Below are 21,678 nucleotides of genomic sequence, written 5' to 3' on the forward strand. Positions count from 1 at the left end.
ATGATAGAAAACTCAGTTGGTTACCCCAACTGAGTTTTGAAGTCTTATTTAATCTTTCCAAAGTTCTTTAACTTTTGCTTGTACTTCTGCATTTTCTAGGAATTCATCATAGGTTTCATCGATACGATCAATGACGCCATTCTTAGACAAAACAATAATATGGTTTGCTAAAGTTTGAATGAACTCGTGATCATGACTAGCAAAGATGATTGATTCTTTAAAGTTTTTCAATCCATCGTTCAAGCTTGAGATAGATTCCAAGTCCAAGTGATTTGTTGGATCATCAAGTACAAGGACATTTGATTTCAAGAGCATAAGTTTTGAAAGCATGACACGTACTTTTTCTCCCCCTGACAAGATGTTTACAGGTTTGTTAACCTCATCTCCAGAAAAGAGCATACGACCAAGGAAACCACGTAGGAAGGTATTGTCATCTTCTTCTTTACTTGCAAATTGACGCAGCCAGTCAAGGATTGACTCTCCTCCTGCAAAATCAGCCGAGTTGTCTTTTGGCAAGTAAGAACGGCTAGTAGTAACTCCCCACTTGACAGTTCCTTCATAGTCGATGTCACCCATAATTGCACGAATTAATGCAGTCGTTTGGATGTCATTTTGTCCAATAAGAGCTGTCTTATCACCTGGACGCAAGATGAAACTAATATTGTCTAGGATAGTTTCGCCATCAATCTTTACAGTTAGATTTTCTACTGTCAAGAGATCATTACCAATCTCACGTTCTGCTTTAAAGTTGATAAATGGGTATTTACGACTAGATGGCACAATCTCTTCTAATTCAATCTTGTCAAGCATTTTTTTACGAGACGTTGCTTGTCTTGATTTAGAAGCATTAGCAGAGAAGCGAGCAACGAATTCTTGCAATTGCTTAATTTTTTCTTCTGCCTTAGCATTACGGTCTGCTAGCAATTTAGCAGCAAGCTCAGAAGATTCCTTCCAGAAGTCGTAGTTTCCGACATAGAGTTTGATTTTTCCAAAGTCAAGGTCGGCCATATGAGTACACACTTTGTTTAAGAAGTGACGGTCGTGGGATACTACGATAACGGTGTTATCAAAATCAATCAAGAAGTCTTCTAACCAAGTAATCGATTGGATATCTAAACCATTGGTTGGCTCGTCCAAAAGAAGAACATCAGGTTTACCAAATAAGGCTTTAGCAAGGAGAACCTTCACTTTTTCACCATTAGCTAATTCGCTCATGTTTTGATAGTGCAATTCTTCTGGAATGTTTAGGTTTTGAAGTAGTTGAGACGCTTCACTTTCTGCTTCCCAACCTCCAAGTTCAGCAAATTCACCTTCGAGTTCGGCTGCACGAACACCATCTTCATCTGAAAAATCTTCCTTCATGTAAATGGCGTCTTTTTCTTTCATGATGTTGTAAAGTTTTTCATTTCCCATAATAACGACATCAATAACTCGCTCATCTTCATAGTCAAAATGATTTTGACGGAGAACAGAGAGACGTTCATCTGGACCAAGAGAGATGTGACCAGTTGTTGGCTCGATATCACCAGCTAAGATTTTTAAGAATGTAGATTTCCCAGCACCATTAGCACCAATCAATCCGTATGTATTTCCTTCTGTAAATTTGATATTGACATCATCAAAAAGTTTGCGATCACTAAAACGTAGTGAAACATCAGATACTGTAAGCAATGTTTTTCTCCTATAATATGTAATACATTTATTCTACTAGAAAAGAGAGAAATATTCAAATTTTTGTTTGTCAATTTTATGTCAATTAAGTTTACAGGTTTGTTTACAAAGAGTTAGTTGTTTGATTTTAATAATTTTCTGTTATTTTAACAAAAAAATGCTATAATTGAAGAGACCATTTCGAAGGAGAAAAAAATGACGAAACCCATTATTTTAACAGGAGATCGCCCAACAGGAAAACTGCATATTGGACATTATGTTGGGAGTCTTAAAAACAGAGTATTACTTCAGGAAGAAGACAAGTATGAGATGTTTGTTTTTTTGGCGGACCAACAAGCATTGACAGATCACGCCAAAGACCCTCAAACGATTGTAGAATCGATTGGGAATGTTGCCTTGGATTATTTAGCAGTTGGATTGGATCCAAGTAAATCAACTATCTTTATTCAAAGCCAGATTCCAGAGTTGGCTGAGCTGTCTATGTACTATATGAATTTGGTATCACTAGCTCGTTTGGAACGGAATCCGACAGTAAAAACAGAGATTGCTCAAAAAGGGTTTGGAGAAAGTATTCCGACGGGATTTTTGGTTTATCCGATTGCGCAAGCAGCAGATATTACTGCCTTCAAGGCTAATTATGTTCCTGTTGGGACAGATCAGAAACCAATGATTGAGCAAACTCGCGAGATTGTTCGTTCCTTTAATCATGCTTATAATTGTGAGGTCTTGGTGGAGCCGGAAGGTGTTTATCCAGAAAATGAGAGAGCAGGGCGTTTGCCTGGTTTAGATGGAAATGCTAAAATGTCTAAATCCCTTAATAATGGTATTTATCTAGCAGATGATGCGGATACTTTGCGTAAAAAAGTCATGAGCATGTATACTGATCCAGACCACATTCGGGTTGAGGATCCAGGTAAGATTGAAGGAAACATGGTTTTCCATTATCTAGATGTGTTTGGTCGTCCAGAAGATGCTCAAGAAATTGCGGATATGAAAGAACATTATCAACGTGGTGGCCTTGGTGATGTGAAGACGAAACGTTATCTACTTGAAATATTAGAACGCGAACTTGGTCCTATTCGTGAGCGCCGTATCGAATTTGCTAAGGATATGGGAGAAGTGTACAATATGCTTCAAAAAGGTAGTGAGAAAGCGCGTGAGGTTGCGGGGCAAACTCTATCTGAAGTTAAGGGAGCAATGGGACTAAATTATTTTAAATAATAGATAAAATATGAATCGTAAAACTATCTCTTCCATAGGATCACAGGGATAGTTTTTTTATGATTTCTACCATAAATATAATTGACAAATTTTCATAGAATGGTATGATAGATACAATACAAAAAGAGTCAAGCTCAAAAAGAAAGAAAAGAGGAAACTTCAATGTCTAATTGGGATACTAAATTTTTAAAAAAAGGTTTTACCTTTGATGATGTATTGCTCATTCCAGCAGAAAGTCATGTATTGCCTAATGATGCAGATTTAACAACAAAATTGGCAGATAATCTGACTTTAAATATCCCAATTATAACAGCCGCCATGGATACAGTCACAGAAAGTCAAATGGCTATTGCCATTGCTCGTGCAGGTGGTCTTGGAGTAATCCATAAAAATATGTCTATTGCGCAACAGGCAGATGAAGTTCGCAAGGTAAAACGTTCTGAAAATGGTGTTATTATTGATCCATTCTTCTTGACTCCAGAACACACTATTGCTGAAGCAGATGAACTGATGGGACGTTACCGTATCAGTGGTGTTCCAGTTGTGGAGACACTTGAAAATCGTAAATTGGTTGGTATTCTAACAAACCGAGATCTTCGCTTTATTTCAGATTACAATCAGCCAATCTCAAACCATATGACTAGTGAAAATCTTGTTACTGCTCCTGTTGGTACAGATCTTGCAACAGCTGAAAGCATTCTTCAAGAACACCGAATTGAAAAACTTCCTTTGGTTGATGAAGAAGGTCGTCTTTCTGGCTTGATTACTATTAAAGATATTGAAAAAGTTATTGAGTTTCCAAATGCTGCAAAAGATGAGTTTGGTCGTCTTCTAGTTGCCGGTGCGGTAGGTGTCACTTCAGATACATTTGAACGTGCAGAGGCTCTTTTTGAAGCAGGAGCTGACGCAATTGTTATTGATACTGCCCATGGTCATTCTGCTGGTGTTCTACGTAAAATTGCTGAAATTCGTGCTCATTTCCCAGACCGTACTTTGATTGCAGGTAATATTGCAACTGCAGAAGGTGCACGTGCTCTTTATGATGCAGGTGTAGATGTTGTCAAAGTCGGTATCGGACCAGGTTCTATTTGTACCACTCGCGTGATTGCAGGGGTTGGTGTTCCACAAGTGACAGCAATCTATGATGCAGCAGCAGTTGCGCGTGAATATGGTAAAACAATCATTGCTGATGGTGGAATCAAGTACTCTGGAGATATTGTAAAAGCCCTTGCTGCAGGTGGGAATGCAGTTATGCTTGGATCAATGTTTGCTGGAACAGACGAAGCACCAGGTGAAACGGAAATCTTCCAAGGACGTAAGTTTAAGACCTACCGTGGTATGGGATCAATCGCTGCAATGAAGAAAGGTTCAAGTGACCGTTACTTCCAAGGTTCTGTCAATGAAGCAAACAAACTTGTTCCAGAAGGAATTGAAGGCCGTGTTGCCTATAAAGGAGCAGCAGCTGATATTGTCTTCCAAATGATTGGAGGTATTCGCTCTGGTATGGGTTACTGTGGTGCAGCTAACCTTAAAGAACTACACGACAATGCTCAATTTATTGAAATGTCTGGGGCTGGTCTAAAAGAAAGCCATCCTCATGATGTACAAATCACTAATGAAGCGCCAAACTACTCCATGTAAGTAGTAAAAAAGAACTCCTGATTTTCAGGAGTTCTTTTTGTTTACAATGTTGTCAATTTTGATTTACAGAAATTTTACCGTTTTGGATGTTAAAAATACTAAGATTTTCTGGTAAGTTTTGTAAGTGGTCTAAACTTGTTGTTGTAATAAAGGTTTGGATAGATTGAGAAATGGTTTCTAGTAATTTTAGTTGCCGTGTATTGTCAAGTTCGCTCATAACATCATCGAGCAAGAGTATCGGAGACTCGTTGGTAATACTTTCCATTAGCTCGATCTCTGCTAGTTTGATAGAGAGAACAAGACTACGATGTTGACCTTGGCTTCCAAAACTAGCATCCATACCATTGATATAAAAAGAAATATCATCTCGATGAGGGCCAACTCCAGTATTCTTTTTAAATAAATCTCTGGATCTGCTTTTCTCCAAAGCAATTTTAAAAGAATTTGTTAGCTGTTCTTCATCAGTGAAGTTGACAGATGATTGATAAGATATTGACAACTCTTCTAATTTATTTGAAATTTCTAAGTGTTTTTTTTGACCAAATTTCTCTAAGTCTTTAATGAATTTTATCCGATGCTTTATGACGCGACAACCATACTCTACTAACTGATCATCTAATACTGACAGAAATGTTTCATCAATCTTCTGACTAGATTTTAGGTAGGTATTTCTCTGCTTGAGTATATGGTTGTAGTTTGACAAGTCTGACAAGTAGATTGGTTTAATTTGTCCCAGTTCGATGTCTATAAATTTTCGACGGACAGAAGGTGCTCCCTTAATTAGCTGGAGATCTTCAGGTGCGAAGAGGACAACATTCATATGTCCGATGTAGTCTGATAGGCGCGCTTGTTTTAAGTGATTGACCTTAGTCACACGCCCTTTTGGCGTTAAATCAATTTCTAGAGGGATAGAGCTTGTTTTCTTCTGTAGCAAGCCAGAAAGATGGAGTTGCTCGTTATCAAAATGAATGAGATTTTTATCTGTACGAGTCCGATGACTACGTGTTAAGGCTAAAAAATAGATTGCTTCTAGAATATTGGTTTTTCCTTGTGCATTTTGACCTAGAAAGACATTTAATTTTGGATTGAAATCAATTTTTGCCTCTTTGTAGTTTCGAAAGGTTTTAATTGTTAAATGTTGGAGCCACATGGTTATCTTCCTGGAAAACGTGGAACTTGTTTGGTTTTAGGCGATGAAGAAGTTTTTTGTTTTTCTTTCTTGATACCTTTATTCATCTCTTTGACAAGTTTAGCAATTCGCTCTTTCTCAATCTTATCTGCTTGATACTCTTCTTGCTCTTTTAAACTTGGTTGTGTCAAGGTGATGTCAATCTTTAAATCAGGAATATCAATCGTATCTCCAATACGGATTTTTTTCCCACGTCTACTTTCTAACTCGCCATTAAAGTAAACTTGATGATCTATTAAAAAGGATTTGATAGCACCACCGCTTTGTATAATTCCAAGTTCTTTTAGGAGGGCTTGGAGCGTAATAAATTCTTCAAATAATTTGTATTCCATAATTCACCTCAATCTTTGGTATTATACCATATTTTCCTTGAAATAGCTGAAGGAAAGTTAGTTGAAATGAAAACGATTTTACTCTTTAAAGCTATAAAGAGAACAAGAAAAATTTTGATTTTCGTGGTATAATAGAACTCTATATGTAAGGAGGTAAGGTATGGAATTAGTGCCTGGAATTTCAGCACATTTTGTTCAATCCAAAAAGTTTAAAACAAATAAAATCACTATTCGTTTTACTGCTCCCTTATCTCTTGAGACAATAGCAGGACGCATGTTAAGTGCGAGTATGTTGGAGACGGCAAATCAAGCTTATCCCACATCACAAGCATTTCGCAGATACTTGGCAAGTTTATATGGAACAGATATTTCCACAAGTGCTTATCGTAGAGGACAGGCACATATTCTTGACTTAACATTTACTTATGTGAGGGATGATTTTTTAAGTAAAAAGAATGTCTTGACTTCTCGAATTTTGGAATTAGTAAAACAGACTTCATTTTCCCCCTTAGTTCAAGATGGTGCTTTTGAGCCAGCCTTATTTGAAATTGAAAGAAAACAGTTATTGGCTAGTTTAGCTACTGATATGGATGATTCATTTTATTTTGCTCATAAGGAGTTGGATAGCTTGTTCTTCCATGATGAGCGTCTTCAATTGAGATACAGTGATTTACGAAATAGCATTTCAAATGAGTCTCCAGAAAGTAGCTACACGTGCTTTCAGAATGCTCTGAAGAATGATCGTATTGATTTCTTTTTCTTAGGTGATTTTAATGAAGTAGAAATCACAGAATCACTGAAGTCATTATCCCTTACAGCTAGAGAGAACTGTGTTCCTATCCAATATTATCAGTCTTATTCGAATGTTCTACGAGAGGGAATGATTCAGAGGAATGTTGGGCAATCAATTTTGGAATTAGGGTATCATTCTCCTATAAAATATGGCGATGATGAGCATTTGCCCATGCTTGTGATGAATGGTTTGTTGGGTGAATTTGCACATTCGAAACTTTTTACAAACGTTCGTGAAAATGCTGGAATAGCCTACACAGTCTCTAGTCAATTGGATTTGTTTAGTGGTCTGTTAAGGATGTATGCGGGTATTGATAGAGAAAATCGAAATCAGGCTAGAAAAATGATGAATCATCAATTGCTAGATCTGAAAAAGGGTAACTTTACAGATTTTGAACTTGAACAAACAAAGGAGATGATTCGACGATCTTTGTTGATGGCTCAAGATAATCAACAGACCCTAGTTGAAAGAGTCTATTTGAATGCTCTATTGGGAAAATCAAGCTTTGACATTGATCGATTGGTGGCAAAATTAGAGAATGTTGATAAAGAAGCTGTATGTAAAGTTGCCAATGGTTTGAAGTTACAAGCGATTTACTTTATGGAAGGAGTAGAATGACAAAGGTTACTTTTGAAGAAAAATACTATCCTGCTGTAAAGGAAACAGTCTACAAAACACAATTGTCAAATGGATTGACAGTTTCTTTACTCCCTAAGCAAGATTTCAATGAGGTTTATGGGATTGTAACGGTTCAATTTGGTTCTGTAGATGCAACTTATACAAGCTTGGAAAAAGGTTTACGTCATCATCCAGCAGGAATTGCACATTTTCTTGAACATAAATTGTTTGAAAGAGAAAATTCTGAGGATATAATGGCTGCTTTTACTCGATTAGGTGCGGACAGTAACGCCTTTACAAGCTTTACTAAGACCAGCTATCTTTTTTCAACAATTGACCATCTATTAGAGAATTTAGATTTGCTAGATGAGTTAGTCGGAGATGTTCATTTTACAGAAGAGTCTGTTTTGAGGGAACAGGATATTATCCAGCAAGAACGAGAAATGTACCAAGACGATCCAGACTCACGTTTGTTTTTTGCAACATTAGCCAACCTTTATCCTGATACTCCTTTAGCGACAGATATAGTTGGAAGTGAAAAATCAATTTCTGAGATTCAAGTTTCAAATTTAAAAGAGAACTTTACAGAGTTTTACAAACCTGTCAACATGTCACTGTTTTTAGTTGGGAATATTGATGTAAAAGTTGTTGAGGAATACTTTTCGAAAAAGGGAAAGGAAGTTTCAAACCAGTTTACAGTTTCAAAAGAGCAACTCCTTTTGCAGCCTGTGAAGCAAACAGATAGTCTTCGGATGGAAGTTTCTTCACCCAAACTTGCTGTTGCGATTAGAGGTAATGTGCAAATAACAGAAGCTGAGTCTTATCGTTACAATATTTTATTGAAATTACTATTTACGATGATGTTTGGTTGGACTTCTGATCGTTTTCAAAGGTTATATGAGACTGGGAAGTTAGATGCGTCATTGTCACTTGAGGTTGAAGTCAACAGTCGCTTTCATTTTGTGATATTGACAATGGACACCAAAGAGCCTGTTTCTCTGTCACATCAATTTCGTAAAGCGATTCGTCAGTTTAGTAGTGATACGGATATTACAGAGGAACATTTAGATCTTGTTAAGAGTGAGATGTTTGGGGAATTTTTCAGTAGCATGAACTCCTTGGAATTTATTGCAACTCAATACGATCCGATGGATCGCGGAGAAACAATTTTTGATTTTCCGAAAATTTTACAGGAAATTACTTTGGAGGATGTTCTAGAGGCTGGGCATCGTTTGATTGATAATGGTGATCTAGTTGATTTTACAATCTTTCCAGCTTAAAAGATGACTAATACTAGAAAGAAGGAATGATACGTATGAGAAAAAAAACAATTGGCGAGGTTCTACGTTTAGCCAGAATTAACCAGGGATTGAGTCTGGAAGAATTACAGGAAAAAACTGAAATTCAGTTGCATTTTCTAGAAGCTATGGAGGCAGATGATTTTGATCAACTTCCTAGTACCTTCTACGCTCGTTCTTTTTTAAGAAAATATGCCTGGGCAGTAGAATTAGATGAAAGAATTGTATTAGATGCCTATGATTCAGGTAGTATGATCACTTATGAAGAGGTAGATGTCGATGAAGAAGACTTGTCTGGTCGCAGACGATCAAATAAGAAAAAAACGTCTTATCTCCCCTTGTTTTATTTCGTTCTATTTGCTTTGTCAATTTTAATTTTTGTCACTTACTATGTTTGGAACTACATCCAAACTCAGCCAAGTCCTTCTTCAGCTAACTATAGTGTTGTGAACTCAACTAGTTCAACAACCTCATCTAGTTCATCTTCTAGTAGTCAGACGTCTAGCTCGTCTTCTACTACGGAATCAACTATTACAGTGTCAGGCGAAGGAAACCGCATTGAAGCTCGGTATAAAACGAGTAAGGAAACCGCTACTGTTCAACTAGCAGTTTCAGATACAACTAGCTGGGTAAGTGTTTCAGGAAGTGAGCTGGAGGGTGGTGTGACACTATCCGCAGACAATAAGAATGCAAAAACAACAGTTTCAACTAAGAATCCCGTTACCATTACTTTAGGTGTAGTGAAGGGAGTTACTGTGACTGTGGACAATCAAACGATTGATACTTCGAAGCTGACAACTCAGACTGGAACTGTAACACTTACATTTACTACAGATTAAGGAAAAATCAATGAAAAAAGAACAAATTCCTAATGTATTAACTATTGGTAGAATTCTCTTCATACCTCTCTTTATTCTTATTTTGACTTTGGGCCATTCACAAGGCAGTCATTTGCTAGCGGCGATCATCTTTGCAGTCGCTAGTATAACGGATTATCTTGATGGCTATCTTGCTCGTAAATGGAATGTAGTCAGCAACTTTGGAAAGTTTGCTGATCCGATGGCTGATAAGCTGTTGGTTATGTCAGCTTTTATCATGTTGATTGAGTTAGGTATGGCTCCAGCTTGGGTTGTTGCTATTATCATTTGTCGTGAACTTGCGGTGACAGGCTTGCGTTTGTTGCTTGTTGAGACGGGAGGGACAGTTCTAGCAGCAGCGATGCCAGGGAAAATCAAGACCTTTAGTCAGATGTTTGCTATTATCTTTTTGCTCTTACATTGGAATTTAATTGGTCAGCTGTTGCTTTATATCGCTTTGTTTTTCACTATCTACTCTGGATATGATTATTTCAAGGGTAGCGCTCATGTATTCAAAGGGACATTTGATTCGAAATGAAATCGATTATTGAAGTAAAAAATCTGTCTTTTCGTTACAAGGAAGACCAGGATCATTATGATGTTAATAATATCTCGTTTCACGTGAAACAGGGAGAATGGCTTTCGATTGTAGGTCATAATGGGAGTGGAAAATCGACAACTATCCGTTTGATTGATGGCTTGCTTGAAGCAGAGTCTGGGGAAATCTGGATAGATGGCCAACTGCTGTCCTCTGAGAACGTTTGGGACTTACGCCGTCAAATTGGTATGGTTTTTCAAAATCCAGATAACCAATTTGTGGGGGCGACTGTTGAAGATGATGTTGCCTTTGGTTTAGAAAATCAGGGACTTCCTCGTGAAGAAATGAAGAAGAGAGTGGCTGATTCTTTGGAGTTGGTAGGGATGCTGGACTTTAAGAAGAGAGAACCAGCTCGTTTATCTGGTGGACAAAAACAGCGGGTGGCCATTGCAGGAGTTGTTGCCTTGAGGCCAGCTATTTTAATTCTAGATGAGGCTACAAGTATGTTGGACCCCGAGGGACGAAGAGAACTGATTCAGACAGTTCAAGAGATTCGAAAAGACCATCAGATGACGGTCGTCTCCATTACACATGACTTGGAAGAAGTTGCGATGAGTGACCGTGTCTTGGTCATGAAAAAAGGACAAGTGGAGTCAACCAGCAGCCCAAGAGAACTTTTTTCTCGGGGTGACCTTGACCAGATAGGGTTGGATGAACCTTTTACTAATCAATTGAGAGAATCTTTGAGAGAGACTGGTTATCAGTTGCCGGATGGCTATTTGACAGAAGGAGAGCTAGAGGACAAGTTATGGGAATTACTCTAGAAAATGTGAGCTTTACCTATCAAGAGGGAACTCCCCTATCTTCATCAGCCTTGACTGATGTTTCTTTGACGATTGAGGATGGTTCCTATACAGCTTTAGTAGGGCACACAGGCAGTGGGAAATCAACGATTTTACAGCTTTTAAATGGCCTATTGGTACCAAGTAAGGGTTCTGTTCGAGTTTTCGATACCGTCATTACCCCTACATCAACCAATAAAGAAATTCGTCAGATTCGAAAGCAAGTTGGTCTAGTGTTTCAATTTGCTGAAAATCAGATTTTCGAAGAGACTGTTTTGAAAGATGTTGCATTTGGACCGCAAAATTTTGGAGTTTCTGAGGAAGAGGCCAAGAAAATTGCGCGTGAAAAGTTAGCCTTGGTAGGTATCGATGAGTCACTCTTTGAGCGCAGTCCTTTTGAACTTTCGGGTGGCCAAATGAGACGTGTGGCTATAGCAGGTATGCTAGCCATGGAGCCAACTGTCTTGGTTTTGGATGAGCCTACAGCTGGACTAGATCCTCTGGGCAGAAAAGAACTGATGATCTTGTTTAAAAAACTCCACCTTTCTGGAATGACAATCGTTCTGGTAACGCATTTGATGGATGATGTAGCTACGTATGCTGATCAGGTCTATGTTATGGAAAAGGGGCGTTTAGTCAAAAGTGGCAAGCCGAGTGATGTTTTCCAAGATGTAGCCTCTATGGAAAAGGTGCAGTTAGGTGTGCCTAAAATAACAGCCTTTTGTAAACGTTTGGCAGATAGGGGTGTAGCTTTTAAAAAACTGCCAATCAAGATAGAGGAGTTTAAGGAGTCGCTAAATGGATAGTATGATTTTAGGGCGTTATATACCGGGGGATTCCATTATTCATCGCTTGGATCCACGTAGTAAATTGCTTGCCATGATCCTGTTAATTTTGATTGTATTTTGGGCTAATAATCCCCTCACCAATCTCATTTTGTTTATAGCGACAGGTATATTTATCGCTTTGTCAGGCGTTTCCCTCTCATTTTTCGTTCAGGGATTAAAATCCATGTTCTTTTTGATTGCTTTTACGACTCTTTTTCAGCTCTTTTTCATTTCAAGTGGAAATGTCCTATTTGAGTTTTCTTTTATAAGAATAACGGATTATGCTTTGCAACAAGCAGGAATCATTTTCTGTCGTTTTGTGTTGATTATTTTCTTTTCAACCTTGCTAACCTTAACGACCATGCCTTTGAGTCTGGCAGCCGCAGTTGAAGCTCTTTTAGCACCGCTGAAACGTGTGAAAGTTCCCGTTCATGAAATTGGTCTTATGTTATCAATGAGTTTGCGTTTTGTTCCGACCTTGATGGATGATACGACGAGAATTATGAATGCTCAAAAAGCTCGTGGAGTTGACTTTGGCGAAGGTAGCATCGTGCAAAAAGTAAAGGCTATGATTCCAATTTTAATTCCTCTTTTTGCGACGAGCTTAAAGCGTGCAGATTCATTGGCAATAGCCATGGAAGCGCGTGGTTATCAGGGAGGAAAGGGTAGAAGTCAGTATAGACAATTGAGATGGAGTCAAAAGGATACACTGGCAATTCTTGTGATTTTGGTACTGGGATGTTTCTTATTTTTCTTAAAATCTTAGCAGGTTTGTAGGATTGATAAGAAGCTCACAGTAGCAGGTTTTTAGTATAAAGGTAGGAATATGAACCGTTTTAAAAAATCAAAATATCTAATCATCGTTTTTGTCACAGTTTTGGCAGTTTCTGTTCTATTAGTGACAACCTATTCAAGCGCTATTGTGACGAAACTAGGAGATGGGATTTCCTTAGTAGATAGAATTGTTCAAAAACCCTTTCAGTGGTTTGATACTTTCAAATCGGATTTGGGACATTTGACGCAGACTTACAATGAAAATGAGAGTCTAAAAAAACAGCTCTATCAACTAGAGGTGGAGTCTAATCAATCAGAAAGTTTAAAAAATGAAAATGAACAACTACGTCAGTTGCTGGATATGAAGTCAAAATTGCAGGCAACAAAAACCATTGCAGCAGATGTGATTATGCGAGCTCCAGTATCTTGGAAACAAGAGTTAACAATTGATGCGGGAAGTTCAAAAGGAGCTTCTGAAAATATGTTGGCCATTTCAAACGGGGGTTTGATTGGTAGTGTTTCAAAGGTGGAGGATCATTCAACAACGATCAACCTATTGACAAACACCGAAAATTCAGACAAAATTTCTGTTAAAATCCTGCATGGTTCTACTGAAATTTACGGGATTATCGTTGGTTATGATAAGGAGTCAGAACTGCTTAAAATTAGCCAATTAAATAGTAACAGTGACATTAGCGCAGGAGACAAGGTGACTACAGGGGGGCTCGGAAACTTTAATGTTAAGGATATTCCTGTTGGAGAGGTTGTTGCTACAACACACAGCAGTGATTATCTAACAAAGGAAGTAACAGTCAAGTTGAGTGCTGACACCAAAAATCTTCATGTGGTAGAGTTAGTGGGGAATTAACAATGAGACTGTTAAAACAAATTGGTATTTTCTTTTTACTCCCTTTTGTTGTATTAATTGATGCACATATTGGACAATTAGCGGGATCCTTCTTCCCTCACTTTCATTTAGCAAGTCATTTTCTGTTTTTATTTCTCTTGTTTGAGACAATTGAGGTTTCAGAATATCTCTATCTAGCTTATTGCGGTATAGTGGGTTTGGTGTACGATATCTATTTTTTCCACTTGATAGGAATTGCGACACTTCTATTTATCTTAATAGGTGCTTCGCTCCATAAATTTAATAGTGTAATTTTGCTAAACCGTTGGACAAGAATGTTAACAATAGTTGTGATGAGTTTCCTATTTGATATGGGGAGCTACCTCCTTGCTCTTGCTATGGGATTGACAGTAGAATCGATGCCAGTTTTCATCGTCTATAGCCTTGTCCCATCAATGATTTTAAACTTTTTATGGATGCTTATTTTCCAATATATTTTTGAAAAATGTTATCTATAAGAAAGAAATAAAAATGTAACAAAGGCGTAATATTTATTATGTCTTTTTTTGGTATACTAGTAATGTCTTAAATAGAAGGAGTATCTACACAATATGAAGAAAAAAATCTTAGCGTCACTTTTATTAAGTACAGTATTAGTGTCTCAAGCGGCGGTATTGACAACTGTTCACGCTGAAACAACTGATGAAAAGATTGCTGCTCAAGATAGTAAGATTAGTAATTTGACATCTCAACAAAAAGAAGCTCAAAAACAAGTAGATGAAATCCAAACGCAAGTTACAGCTATCCAAACTCAACAAACGAACTTGGAAGCTGAGAACGAAACTCTACAAGCTGAATCTAAAAAACTTGAAGGAGAAATTACAGAGCTTTCTAAGAACATTGTTGCTCGTAATGAATCTTTGGAGAAACAAGCACGTAGCGCACAAACAAACGGTGCTGCAACTAGCTACATCAATACAATTGTAAACTCAAAATCAATTACAGAAGCTATTTCACGTGTTGCAGCAATGAGCGAGATTGTATCAGCTAACAACAAAATGTTGGAACAACAGAAAGCTGATAAGAAATCTATCGCTGAAAAACAGGTTGCAAATAATGAAGCAATCAACACTGTCATTGCGAACCAACAAACGCTTGCTGACGATGCACAAGCATTGACAACAAAACAAGCAGAGTTGAAAGTTGCTGAGTTAAACCTTGCTGCAGAGAAAGCTACTGCAGAAAGTGATAAAGCTACTTTATTGGAACAAAAAGCAGCAGCAGAGGCAGAAGCAAAAGCAGCAGCTGAAGCAGAAGCGGCTTATAAAGCACGTCAAACAAGCCAACAACAATCAGTTGTTGCTTCTGGAAATACAACACTTTCAGATCAAGTGCAAGCAACTTCAAGCTCTTCATCAGATGATGATTCAAGCTATACTCCAGCACCTGCTCCAACTCCAACTAGACAGCGTCCAACATATAGTACAAATGCTTCAAGTTATCCAACTGGAGAATGTACTTGGGGAGCTAAAACATTAGCACCTTGGGCTGGAGATTACTGGGGTAACGGAGCGCAGTGGGCTACAAGTGCAGCAGCTGCAGGATTCCGTACTGGATCAACTCCACAAGTTGGTGCGATTGCATGTTGGAATGACGGTGGATATGGACACGTAGCGGTTGTTACAGCAGTTTCATCATCAACTAGCATTCAAGTATCAGAATCAAACTATGGTGGAGATCGTACAATCGGTAACAAACGTGGATGGTTCAACCCAACTACAACTTCTGAAGGTTACGTAACATATATCTATCCAAACTAATGAATGAAACGAAGAGGCTCGATGTGAGTCTCTTTTATTATTTTTTTTCGAAAGCAAGGCCGAAATCTATTAAAACCACTTGAAAATATGGCTAAAATGTGATAAAATGAAACTTGTCGTGTAAACGATAATACTCATTCTTGATGAATTGTGAAACTGTTGCCCTCGGGTCGTTTTGCAAGTTGAAATCGAGGAGAGGAAAAAACAAAAAGGAGAAATACTCATGGCAGTAATTTCAATGAAACAACTTCTTGAGGCTGGTGTACACTTTGGTCACCAAACTCGCCGCTGGAACCCTAAGATGGCTAAGTACATCTTCACTGAGCGTAACGGAATCCACGTTATCGACTTGCAACAAACTGTAAAATACGCTGACCAAGCTTACGACTTTATGCGTGATGCAGCAGCTAACGATGCAGTTGTATTGTTTGTTGGTACTAAGAAACAAGCTGCTGACGCTGTTAAAGAAGAAGCAGAGCGTTCAGGTCAATACTACATCAACCACCGTTGGTTGGGTGGAACTCTTACTAACTGGGGAACTATCCAAAAACGTATTGCTCGTTTGAAAGAAATCAAACGTATGGAAGAAGAAGGAATCTTCGACGTTCTTCCTAAGAAAGAAGTTGCCCTTCTTAACAAACAACGTGCACGTCTTGAAAAATTCTTGGGTGGTATCGAAGACATGCCTCGTATCCCAGATGTAATGTACGTAGTTGACCCACATAAAGAGCAAATCGCTGTTAAAGAAGCTAAAAAACTAGGTATCCCAGTTGTAGCCATGGTTGACACAAACACTGATCCAGACGATATCGATGTAATCATCCCAGCTAACGATGACGCTATCCGCGCAGTTAAATTGATCACAGCTAAATTGGCTGACGCTATCATCGAAGGACGTCAAGGTGAAGATGCAGCAGCAGTTGAAGCAGAATTTGCAGCTTCAGAAGCTCAAGCAGATTCAATCGAAGAAATCGTTGAAGTTGTAGAAGGCGACAACGCTTAATTCATATAAATAGTAATTACCTAGGAGGGCGGGGCGTAGCCCAGCTCTCCTATTTTTTAAAAAATATAGGAGAATCAAAATGGCAGAAATTACAGCTAAACTTGTAAAAGAGTTGCGTGAAAAATCTGGTGCCGGTGTTATGGACGCTAAAAAAGCGCTTGTAGAAACAGACGGTGATATCGAAAAAGCGATTGAATTGCTTCGTGAAAAAGGTATGGCGAAAGCAGCTAAGAAAGCTGACCGCGTTGCTGCAGAAGGTTTGACTGGTGTTTATGTCAACGGTAACGTTGCAGCAGTAGTTGAAGTAAACGCTGAAACTGACTTCGTTGCGAAAAACGCTCAATTCGTTGACTTGGTAAACGCAACAGCTAAAGTAATTGCTGAAGGAAAACCAGCGAACAACGAAGAAGCTCTTGCTTTGACAATGCCTTCAGGTGAAACTCTTGAAGCTGCATATGTATCTGCAACAGCTACAATCGGTGAAAAAATCTCATTCCGTCGTTTTGCTTTGCTTGAAAAAACAGATGCACAACACTTTGGAGCATACCAACACAATGGTGGTCGTATCGGTGTTATCTCTGTTATTGAAGGTGGAGACGAAGCGCTTGCTAAACAAATCTCAATGCACATTGCTGCGATGAAACCAACAGTTCTTTCTTACAAAGAATTGGATGAGCAGTTCGTTAAAGATGAGTTGGCACAATTGAACCACGTAATTGACCAAGATAACGAAAGTCGTGCAATGGTTGGTAAACCAGCTCTTCCACACTTGAAGTATGGATCAAAAGCACAATTGTCTGATGAAGTGATTGCTCAAGCTGAAGCTGATATCAAAGCTGAGTTGGCTGCAGAAGGCAAACCAGAAAAAATCTGGGACAAAATCATCCCAGGTAAAATGGATCGCTTCATGCTTGACAACACTAAGGTTGACCAAGCATACACACTTCTTGCACAAGTCTACATCATGGACGACAGCAAGACAGTTGAAGCATACCTTGAATCAGTTAACGCTTCAGTAGTTGAGTTCGCTCGCTTTGAAGTTGGTGAAGGTATTGAGAAAGCTGCAAATGACTTTGAAGCTGAAGTTGCAGCTACAATGGCAGCAGCCTTGAATAACTAATAATAAAAAGAGGAAGCAAGTTTGCTTCCTTTTTCTTTTATTAAAAATTTAAAAAGCCCTTTAACAAGGGCTTTGTGTATTTAGGAGACTACACTTCAAATTCATAGAGTGCTGTAGACAGATAACGTTCGCCGTTATCTGGTGCTAAAGCAAGTACTTTCTTACCTGTACCTAATTTTTTGGCAACTTCGATTGCTCCATAAATGGCTGCGGCAGAAGAAATCCCAACAAGGAAACCTTCTTTTCCGCCGATCTCACGGCCAAGTGCTAGAGCATCATCTGACGTTACGCGAACGATACTGTCATAGGCCGTTGTGTCAAGTGTTTCAGGGATAAATCCAGCTGAGATACCTTGAATTTTGTGAGGTCCTGGTTTTTCCCCAGATAAGATAGCTGATTCATCTGCCTCAACTGCATAAACTTGAATGTTTGGATTTGCTGCTTTGAGTGCATGAGAAACACCTGAGATTGTTCCACCAGTACCGACACCACCCACAAAGGCATCTAGTCCATCAGAACCGAAAGCAGCTAGTATTTCAGCTCCTGTTGTTCTTTCGTGTACTTCAGGATTAGCTGGATTGTTAAACTGGAGAGGCAGAAAGCCATCGCGTTCAGCTGCGATTTCTTGGGCTTTGGCAATCGCACCTTTCATACCTTCGCTACCAGGTGTAAGGACGAGTTCAGCGCCATAGGCTTGGATAATCTTACGTCGTTCCACACTCATCGTTTCTGGCATGACGATAACAACTTTATATCCTTTAGCAGCACCAACCCATGAAAGACCGATTCCAGTATTTCCACTTGTTGCTTCAACAATAGTAGCACCGGGTTTTAGAATGCCATCCTGCTCAGCCTTTTCAATCATGCTAAGGGCAATACGGTCTTTGACTGAAGATCCTGGGTTAAAGGCCTCTAGTTTAACATAGACGTCTGCAGCACCCTCTGGAACAATATTGTTGAGTTTAACAATTGGTGTTTGTCCGATTAGTTCAGTAATATTATTGTAAATAGTCATAGATATACCTCTTTGTATAAGATGATACTAGTATAACGTGCTCTAGGCTATTTGTAAAATATAGAAATCCTATCGAAGCGATAGGATTTTTTTATATCAAAGGTCTAAGCCATTAATTTTCAATCGATTGTGATAAGCAAGTTCTAGTAAATAGGAGTAAAGGGGAAGAATATCCGTTTTCTTAGGAAATTCAAATTTGTGGTAACTAAAATGCTCATTATGTGCTTTTAGAAAGACATTCTCTAAATAAGTGATCGTAATCTCACTATCGTCTATACCTGCTCCTGCAGTTTCCATTTCAACGTTGACAATGTTCATCAAAAAGAGTGATTTAACAGACATTTTGCGACCAGTAGCGCCTTGCTTATCTGTAAAGATGATACGAATATTTGTAAAGATGATTGCGTCACGAATGAGCTTATATCCACTTTGGATTTCTTCATTCTCTAGTAGGTATTGACCATATTCTTTGATAAGAGCTTCTTTGTTTTGCTCGCTGAAGTTACCAGCAAGTCCTTGAATAAATTTCCCAAACGCCATGTATTTCTCCTTTATTTACACTAAGTTTACAGGAACTTCAACTTCTCGTAAACCTTGATCTGTTAAAGTAACCTTTCCATTAAAAAACTCTACAAGAGCAGACTTGATATTTTCTTTCTCTTCCTTATCAACATAAATTATGGTATTGATTTGATCCGTAAAGTTTGTCTCGATTTCCGTGAGTTTATGTTCTCTAAGAAAATTGCTATATTCTTGATACTGAGCGTAAGACATCTGAATGGCTATGCCAGCTTGCTCTTTGATTTCAATAATGCCTATTTCTTTGACAGCTAAGGCTACACTTCCTGCATAAGCACGAATCAAACCTCCAGCGCCTAACTTAATTCCACCAAAGTAACGAGTAACTACTACGCAGACATTGGTAAGATTATGATTTTCTAAGACACCCAGCATAGGAACTCCAGCAGTACCACTAGGCTCACCATCATCACTCGTACGCTTGATTTCACTGCGTTCCCCTACAATAAAAGCAGAGCAGTTATGGGTGGCTTTGTAGTGTTCTTTTTTGATAGCAGTGATAAAGTCACGAGCCTCTTCTTCGCTATAAACACGCTTGACATGACAGATAAATCGGGATTTTTTGATTTCTTCTTGGATTTGTCCATCCTCTTTAATTGTTCTAAATTCCATGATTTAATTGTACTAAAAAAACACCTAAAGTGCTAGATTTTTACGAATATTAAAGTATGAAAGTAAATCCAAATTATCTCGGTCGCTTGTTTACTGAGAAAGAATTAACTGAAGAAGAACGACAGGTAGCAGTGAGACTGCCAGCAATGAGAAAAGAGAAGGGGAAACTGTTTTGTCAACGTTGTAATAGTTCGATTCTAGAAGAATGGTATTTGCCTATCGGCGTCTACTATTGTAGGGAGTGTTTGCTGATGAAGCGAGTTAGGAGTGATCAAGCCTTATACTATTTTTCGCAGGAAGATTTTCCAAAGCAAGATGTTCTCAAATGGCGTGGTCAGTTAACCCCTTTTCAGGAAAAGGTATCAGAGGGGTTGGTTCGAGCAGTCGAAAAGAAAGAACCGACTTTAGTTCATGCTGTGACAGGTGCTGGAAAGACAGAGATGATCTATCAAGTTGTAGCTAAAGTGATTGATGATGGTGGTGCAGTTTGTTTGGCCAGTCCTCGAATTGATGTATGTTTAGAACTGTATAAGCGACTGCAGAATGACTTTGCTTGCGATATAGCGCTACTCCATGGCGAATCAGAGCCCTATTTTCGAACTCCCTTAGTAATTGCAACAACTCATCAGTTATTAAAATTTTATCATGCTTTTGATTTGTTGATAGTGGATGAGGTAGATGCCTTTCCTTATGTTGACAACACTATGCTTTACTATGCTGTAAAGAATAGTGTAAAGGAGGATGGATTGAGGATATTCCTTACAGCAACTTCTACAGATGAGTTAGATAGGAAGGTTCGCACAGGGGAATTAAAAAGATTAAGCTTGCCGAGACGGTTTCATGGAAATCCTTTGATTATTCCTAAACCAGTCTGGTTATCGGATTTTAATCGCTGTTTAGAGAAAAATCAATTGTCAACCAAGTTAAAGACTTATATTGAGAAACAGAGAAGAACAGGTTATCCCTTACTGATTTTTGCATCAGAGATTAAGAAAGGCGAAAAACTAAAAGAAATCTTGCAGGAGCAGTACCCGAATGAGAATATCGGCTTTGTGTCTTCTGTGACAGAAGACCGATTAGAGCAGGTGCAAGCTTTTCGAGATGGAGAACTGACAATACTAATCAGTACGACAATCTTGGAACGCGGGGTTACCTTCCCTTGTGTGGATGTTTTCGTAGTAGAAGCTAATCATCGTCTCTTTACCAAGTCTAGTTTGATTCAGATTGGAGGGCGAGTTGGGCGTAGTATGGACAGACCAACTGGTGAGTTGCTTTTCTTTCATGATGGATTAAATGCTTCCATCAAAAAGGCAATCAAGGAAATCAAGCAGATGAATAAGGAGGCAGGGTTATGAACTGTTTATTATGTGGCCAGACTACAAAAAGTGAGTTAACTTTTGGTAGTCTCTTCATTTTAAAAGATGACTGCAGTTATCTTTGCTCAGCTTGTGCTTCTAGTTTTGAGAAGATTGGTGAGAAATATTGTCCAAACTGTATGAAAGTAGGCCTGTCAAATCAGTGTCAAGATTGTAAATCTTGGTGTAAAGATGGAATTAAAGTTGATCATAAGGCAATCTTTACCTATAATCAAGCTATGAAAGACTTTTTCAGTCAATATAAGTTTGATGGTGATTTTTTGCTTAGAAAAGTGTTTGCTTCCGTTCTTGCTGAGGAGCTGAAAAAGTATAGAGGTTATCAATTTGTTGTAATTCCCCTAAGTCCTGAAAGATTGCTTGAGAGGGGGTTTAACCAAGTCGAGGGTTTGGTTGAGGCAGCAGGCTTTTCTTTTAAAGATATATTAGGAAAAAGAGAAGAGAGTGCTAGTTCTTCTAAAAGCCGTTTAGAAAGGTTGGCTACTGAAATTCCATTTTTTATTAAAGATGGAATCTCACTTCCTAAGAAGATTTTGCTGATTGATGACATCTATACAACAGGGGCAACTGTGAATCGTGTGAAACGACTTTTGGCAGAAGCAGGTGCTTTGGAAGTTAAAACTTTTTCCCTTGTAAGATGAGGAAAAAATTTGCAAAATGAAAATGAAAGCGTTATAATATAGTTAGAAAAACAAAAATGTTTAGAAA

The 21,678-nt window shown here is 38.4% G+C and carries 22 protein-coding genes; 16 read left to right on the top strand and 6 right to left on the bottom strand.

What is annotated here, in order from left to right:
- Positions 1 to 48: 48 nt before the first annotated feature.
- Positions 49 to 1,671 (bottom strand): ATP-binding cassette domain-containing protein, encoded by a 1,623-nt coding sequence (locus A0739_RS01330; protein ID WP_000958791.1) that lies wholly within the window; start codon positions 1,669 to 1,671, stop codon positions 49 to 51.
- A 195-nt stretch (positions 1,672 to 1,866) separates the two neighbouring features.
- Between A0739_RS01330 and trpS the strand changes: the two genes are divergently transcribed.
- The gene (gene trpS, locus A0739_RS01335; protein WP_061586800.1) at positions 1,867 to 2,892 is read left to right on the top strand and encodes a tryptophan--tRNA ligase; all 1,026 of its coding nucleotides are present in this window, start codon (positions 1,867 to 1,869) and stop codon (positions 2,890 to 2,892) included.
- A 162-nt stretch (positions 2,893 to 3,054) separates the two neighbouring features.
- Positions 3,055 to 4,533 carry an IMP dehydrogenase gene (guaB, locus tag A0739_RS01340; RefSeq protein ID WP_000073416.1) on the top strand — a complete coding sequence of 493 codons (1,479 nt, stop codon included), beginning with the start codon at positions 3,055 to 3,057 and terminating at the stop codon, positions 4,531 to 4,533.
- A 52-nt stretch (positions 4,534 to 4,585) separates the two neighbouring features.
- Here the strand turns inward: guaB and recF are convergent, their stop codons facing one another.
- Complete coding sequence (recF, locus tag A0739_RS01345; protein ID WP_061586801.1) at positions 4,586 to 5,683, bottom strand: DNA replication/repair protein RecF; 1,098 nt, start codon at positions 5,681 to 5,683, stop codon at positions 4,586 to 4,588.
- Positions 5,684 to 5,685: 2 nt separating this feature from the next.
- Complete coding sequence (gene yaaA, locus A0739_RS01350; RefSeq protein ID WP_000455876.1) at positions 5,686 to 6,054, bottom strand: S4 domain-containing protein YaaA; 369 nt, start codon at positions 6,052 to 6,054, stop codon at positions 5,686 to 5,688.
- Between the two features lie 160 nt (positions 6,055 to 6,214).
- On the opposite strand from yaaA, the gene yfmF reads away from it, so the two are divergent.
- The 12 genes from yfmF to tsf all read left to right on the top strand — a co-directional run bounded on the left by yfmF (position 6,215) and on the right by tsf (position 17,391).
- Positions 6,215 to 7,465: an EF-P 5-aminopentanol modification-associated protein YfmF gene (gene yfmF, locus A0739_RS01355; RefSeq protein WP_061586802.1), complete on the top strand. Its 1,251-nt coding sequence runs from the start codon at positions 6,215 to 6,217 to the stop codon at positions 7,463 to 7,465.
- Positions 7,462 to 8,745, top strand: coding sequence for an EF-P 5-aminopentanol modification-associated protein YfmH (gene yfmH, locus A0739_RS01360; RefSeq protein WP_061586803.1), 1,284 nt, complete (start codon positions 7,462 to 7,464; stop codon positions 8,743 to 8,745). The genes yfmF and yfmH overlap by 4 nt, the downstream gene beginning before the upstream one ends.
- A 35-nt stretch (positions 8,746 to 8,780) precedes the next feature.
- Positions 8,781 to 9,602, top strand: coding sequence for a cytoskeleton protein RodZ (gene rodZ, locus A0739_RS01365; RefSeq protein WP_061421566.1), 822 nt, complete (start codon positions 8,781 to 8,783; stop codon positions 9,600 to 9,602).
- Positions 9,603 to 9,612: 10 nt separating this feature from the next.
- Complete coding sequence (gene pgsA / locus A0739_RS01370) at positions 9,613 to 10,158, top strand: CDP-diacylglycerol--glycerol-3-phosphate 3-phosphatidyltransferase (RefSeq protein ID WP_061416341.1); 546 nt, start codon at positions 9,613 to 9,615, stop codon at positions 10,156 to 10,158.
- The gene (locus A0739_RS01375; RefSeq protein ID WP_061586804.1) at positions 10,155 to 10,982 is read left to right on the top strand and encodes an energy-coupling factor ABC transporter ATP-binding protein; all 828 of its coding nucleotides are present in this window, start codon (positions 10,155 to 10,157) and stop codon (positions 10,980 to 10,982) included. Before pgsA ends, A0739_RS01375 begins: the two co-directional genes overlap by 4 nt.
- Entirely contained in the window at positions 10,967 to 11,806 is an 840-nt protein-coding gene (locus A0739_RS01380) for an energy-coupling factor transporter ATPase (RefSeq protein WP_061586805.1), read from the top strand. Before A0739_RS01375 ends, A0739_RS01380 begins: the two co-directional genes overlap by 16 nt.
- Complete coding sequence (locus tag A0739_RS01385; protein ID WP_000377881.1) at positions 11,799 to 12,593, top strand: energy-coupling factor transporter transmembrane component T family protein; 795 nt, start codon at positions 11,799 to 11,801, stop codon at positions 12,591 to 12,593. Before A0739_RS01380 ends, A0739_RS01385 begins: the two co-directional genes overlap by 8 nt.
- A gap of 60 nt (positions 12,594 to 12,653) precedes the next feature.
- On the top strand, positions 12,654 to 13,469 hold the full coding sequence (gene mreC, locus A0739_RS01390; protein WP_061586806.1) for a rod shape-determining protein MreC: 816 nt from the start codon (positions 12,654 to 12,656) through the stop codon (positions 13,467 to 13,469).
- Positions 13,470 to 13,471: 2 nt separating this feature from the next.
- A complete protein-coding gene (mreD, locus tag A0739_RS01395; protein WP_001237915.1) occupies positions 13,472 to 13,966 on the top strand; it encodes a rod shape-determining protein MreD in 495 nt (164 codons plus the stop codon).
- A gap of 93 nt (positions 13,967 to 14,059) precedes the next feature.
- Complete coding sequence (pcsB, locus tag A0739_RS01400; protein WP_000726991.1) at positions 14,060 to 15,268, top strand: peptidoglycan hydrolase PcsB; 1,209 nt, start codon at positions 14,060 to 14,062, stop codon at positions 15,266 to 15,268.
- Positions 15,269 to 15,491: 223 nt separating this feature from the next.
- Positions 15,492 to 16,271, top strand: coding sequence for a 30S ribosomal protein S2 (gene rpsB / locus A0739_RS01405; RefSeq protein WP_000268475.1), 780 nt, complete (start codon positions 15,492 to 15,494; stop codon positions 16,269 to 16,271).
- A gap of 79 nt (positions 16,272 to 16,350) precedes the next feature.
- Positions 16,351 to 17,391, top strand: coding sequence for a translation elongation factor Ts (gene tsf / locus A0739_RS01410; RefSeq protein WP_061586807.1), 1,041 nt, complete (start codon positions 16,351 to 16,353; stop codon positions 17,389 to 17,391).
- A gap of 88 nt (positions 17,392 to 17,479) precedes the next feature.
- Here tsf and cysK read toward each other — a convergent pair whose 3' ends face one another.
- The 3 genes from cysK to A0739_RS01425 form a co-directional block, all read right to left on the bottom strand.
- Positions 17,480 to 18,406: a cysteine synthase A gene (gene cysK / locus A0739_RS01415; protein WP_061586808.1), complete on the bottom strand. Its 927-nt coding sequence runs from the start codon at positions 18,404 to 18,406 to the stop codon at positions 17,480 to 17,482.
- 96 nt (positions 18,407 to 18,502) lie between these two features.
- Positions 18,503 to 18,946: a PH domain-containing protein gene (locus tag A0739_RS01420; RefSeq protein WP_061586809.1), complete on the bottom strand. Its 444-nt coding sequence runs from the start codon at positions 18,944 to 18,946 to the stop codon at positions 18,503 to 18,505.
- A gap of 15 nt (positions 18,947 to 18,961) precedes the next feature.
- Positions 18,962 to 19,597, bottom strand: coding sequence for a YigZ family protein (locus A0739_RS01425; protein WP_061586810.1), 636 nt, complete (start codon positions 19,595 to 19,597; stop codon positions 18,962 to 18,964).
- A gap of 56 nt (positions 19,598 to 19,653) precedes the next feature.
- Here A0739_RS01425 and A0739_RS01430 point away from each other — a divergent pair, with 56 nt between their 5' ends.
- Positions 19,654 to 20,952, top strand: coding sequence for a DEAD/DEAH box helicase (locus tag A0739_RS01430; RefSeq protein ID WP_061586811.1), 1,299 nt, complete (start codon positions 19,654 to 19,656; stop codon positions 20,950 to 20,952).
- Positions 20,949 to 21,611 (top strand): ComF family protein, encoded by a 663-nt coding sequence (locus A0739_RS01435; RefSeq protein WP_061586812.1) that lies wholly within the window; start codon positions 20,949 to 20,951, stop codon positions 21,609 to 21,611. Before A0739_RS01430 ends, A0739_RS01435 begins: the two co-directional genes overlap by 4 nt.
- Positions 21,612 to 21,678: the final 67 nt, after the last annotated feature.

It is taken from the genome of Streptococcus oralis (genome assembly GCF_001588645.1).
Lineage (GTDB): Bacteria > Bacillota > Bacilli > Lactobacillales > Streptococcaceae > Streptococcus > Streptococcus oralis_AB.

Coding starts and splice junctions, on each gene's coding strand:
- trpS (WP_061586800.1), top strand. CDS start 1,867: ATGACGAAACCCATTATTTTAACAGGAGATCGCCCAACAGGAAAACTG.
- guaB (WP_000073416.1), top strand. CDS start 3,055: ATGTCTAATTGGGATACTAAATTTTTAAAAAAAGGTTTTACCTTTGAT.
- recF (WP_061586801.1), bottom strand. CDS start 5,683: ATGTGGCTCCAACATTTAACAATTAAAACCTTTCGAAACTACAAAGAG.
- yaaA (WP_000455876.1), bottom strand. CDS start 6,054: ATGGAATACAAATTATTTGAAGAATTTATTACGCTCCAAGCCCTCCTA.
- yfmF (WP_061586802.1), top strand. CDS start 6,215: ATGGAATTAGTGCCTGGAATTTCAGCACATTTTGTTCAATCCAAAAAG.
- yfmH (WP_061586803.1), top strand. CDS start 7,462: ATGACAAAGGTTACTTTTGAAGAAAAATACTATCCTGCTGTAAAGGAA.
- rodZ (WP_061421566.1), top strand. CDS start 8,781: ATGAGAAAAAAAACAATTGGCGAGGTTCTACGTTTAGCCAGAATTAAC.
- pgsA (WP_061416341.1), top strand. CDS start 9,613: ATGAAAAAAGAACAAATTCCTAATGTATTAACTATTGGTAGAATTCTC.
- A0739_RS01375 (WP_061586804.1), top strand. CDS start 10,155: ATGAAATCGATTATTGAAGTAAAAAATCTGTCTTTTCGTTACAAGGAA.
- A0739_RS01380 (WP_061586805.1), top strand. CDS start 10,967: ATGGGAATTACTCTAGAAAATGTGAGCTTTACCTATCAAGAGGGAACT.
- A0739_RS01385 (WP_000377881.1), top strand. CDS start 11,799: ATGGATAGTATGATTTTAGGGCGTTATATACCGGGGGATTCCATTATT.
- mreC (WP_061586806.1), top strand. CDS start 12,654: ATGAACCGTTTTAAAAAATCAAAATATCTAATCATCGTTTTTGTCACA.
- mreD (WP_001237915.1), top strand. CDS start 13,472: ATGAGACTGTTAAAACAAATTGGTATTTTCTTTTTACTCCCTTTTGTT.
- pcsB (WP_000726991.1), top strand. CDS start 14,060: ATGAAGAAAAAAATCTTAGCGTCACTTTTATTAAGTACAGTATTAGTG.
- rpsB (WP_000268475.1), top strand. CDS start 15,492: ATGGCAGTAATTTCAATGAAACAACTTCTTGAGGCTGGTGTACACTTT.
- tsf (WP_061586807.1), top strand. CDS start 16,351: ATGGCAGAAATTACAGCTAAACTTGTAAAAGAGTTGCGTGAAAAATCT.
- cysK (WP_061586808.1), bottom strand. CDS start 18,406: ATGACTATTTACAATAATATTACTGAACTAATCGGACAAACACCAATT.
- A0739_RS01420 (WP_061586809.1), bottom strand. CDS start 18,946: ATGGCGTTTGGGAAATTTATTCAAGGACTTGCTGGTAACTTCAGCGAG.
- A0739_RS01425 (WP_061586810.1), bottom strand. CDS start 19,597: ATGGAATTTAGAACAATTAAAGAGGATGGACAAATCCAAGAAGAAATC.
- A0739_RS01430 (WP_061586811.1), top strand. CDS start 19,654: ATGAAAGTAAATCCAAATTATCTCGGTCGCTTGTTTACTGAGAAAGAA.
- A0739_RS01435 (WP_061586812.1), top strand. CDS start 20,949: ATGAACTGTTTATTATGTGGCCAGACTACAAAAAGTGAGTTAACTTTT.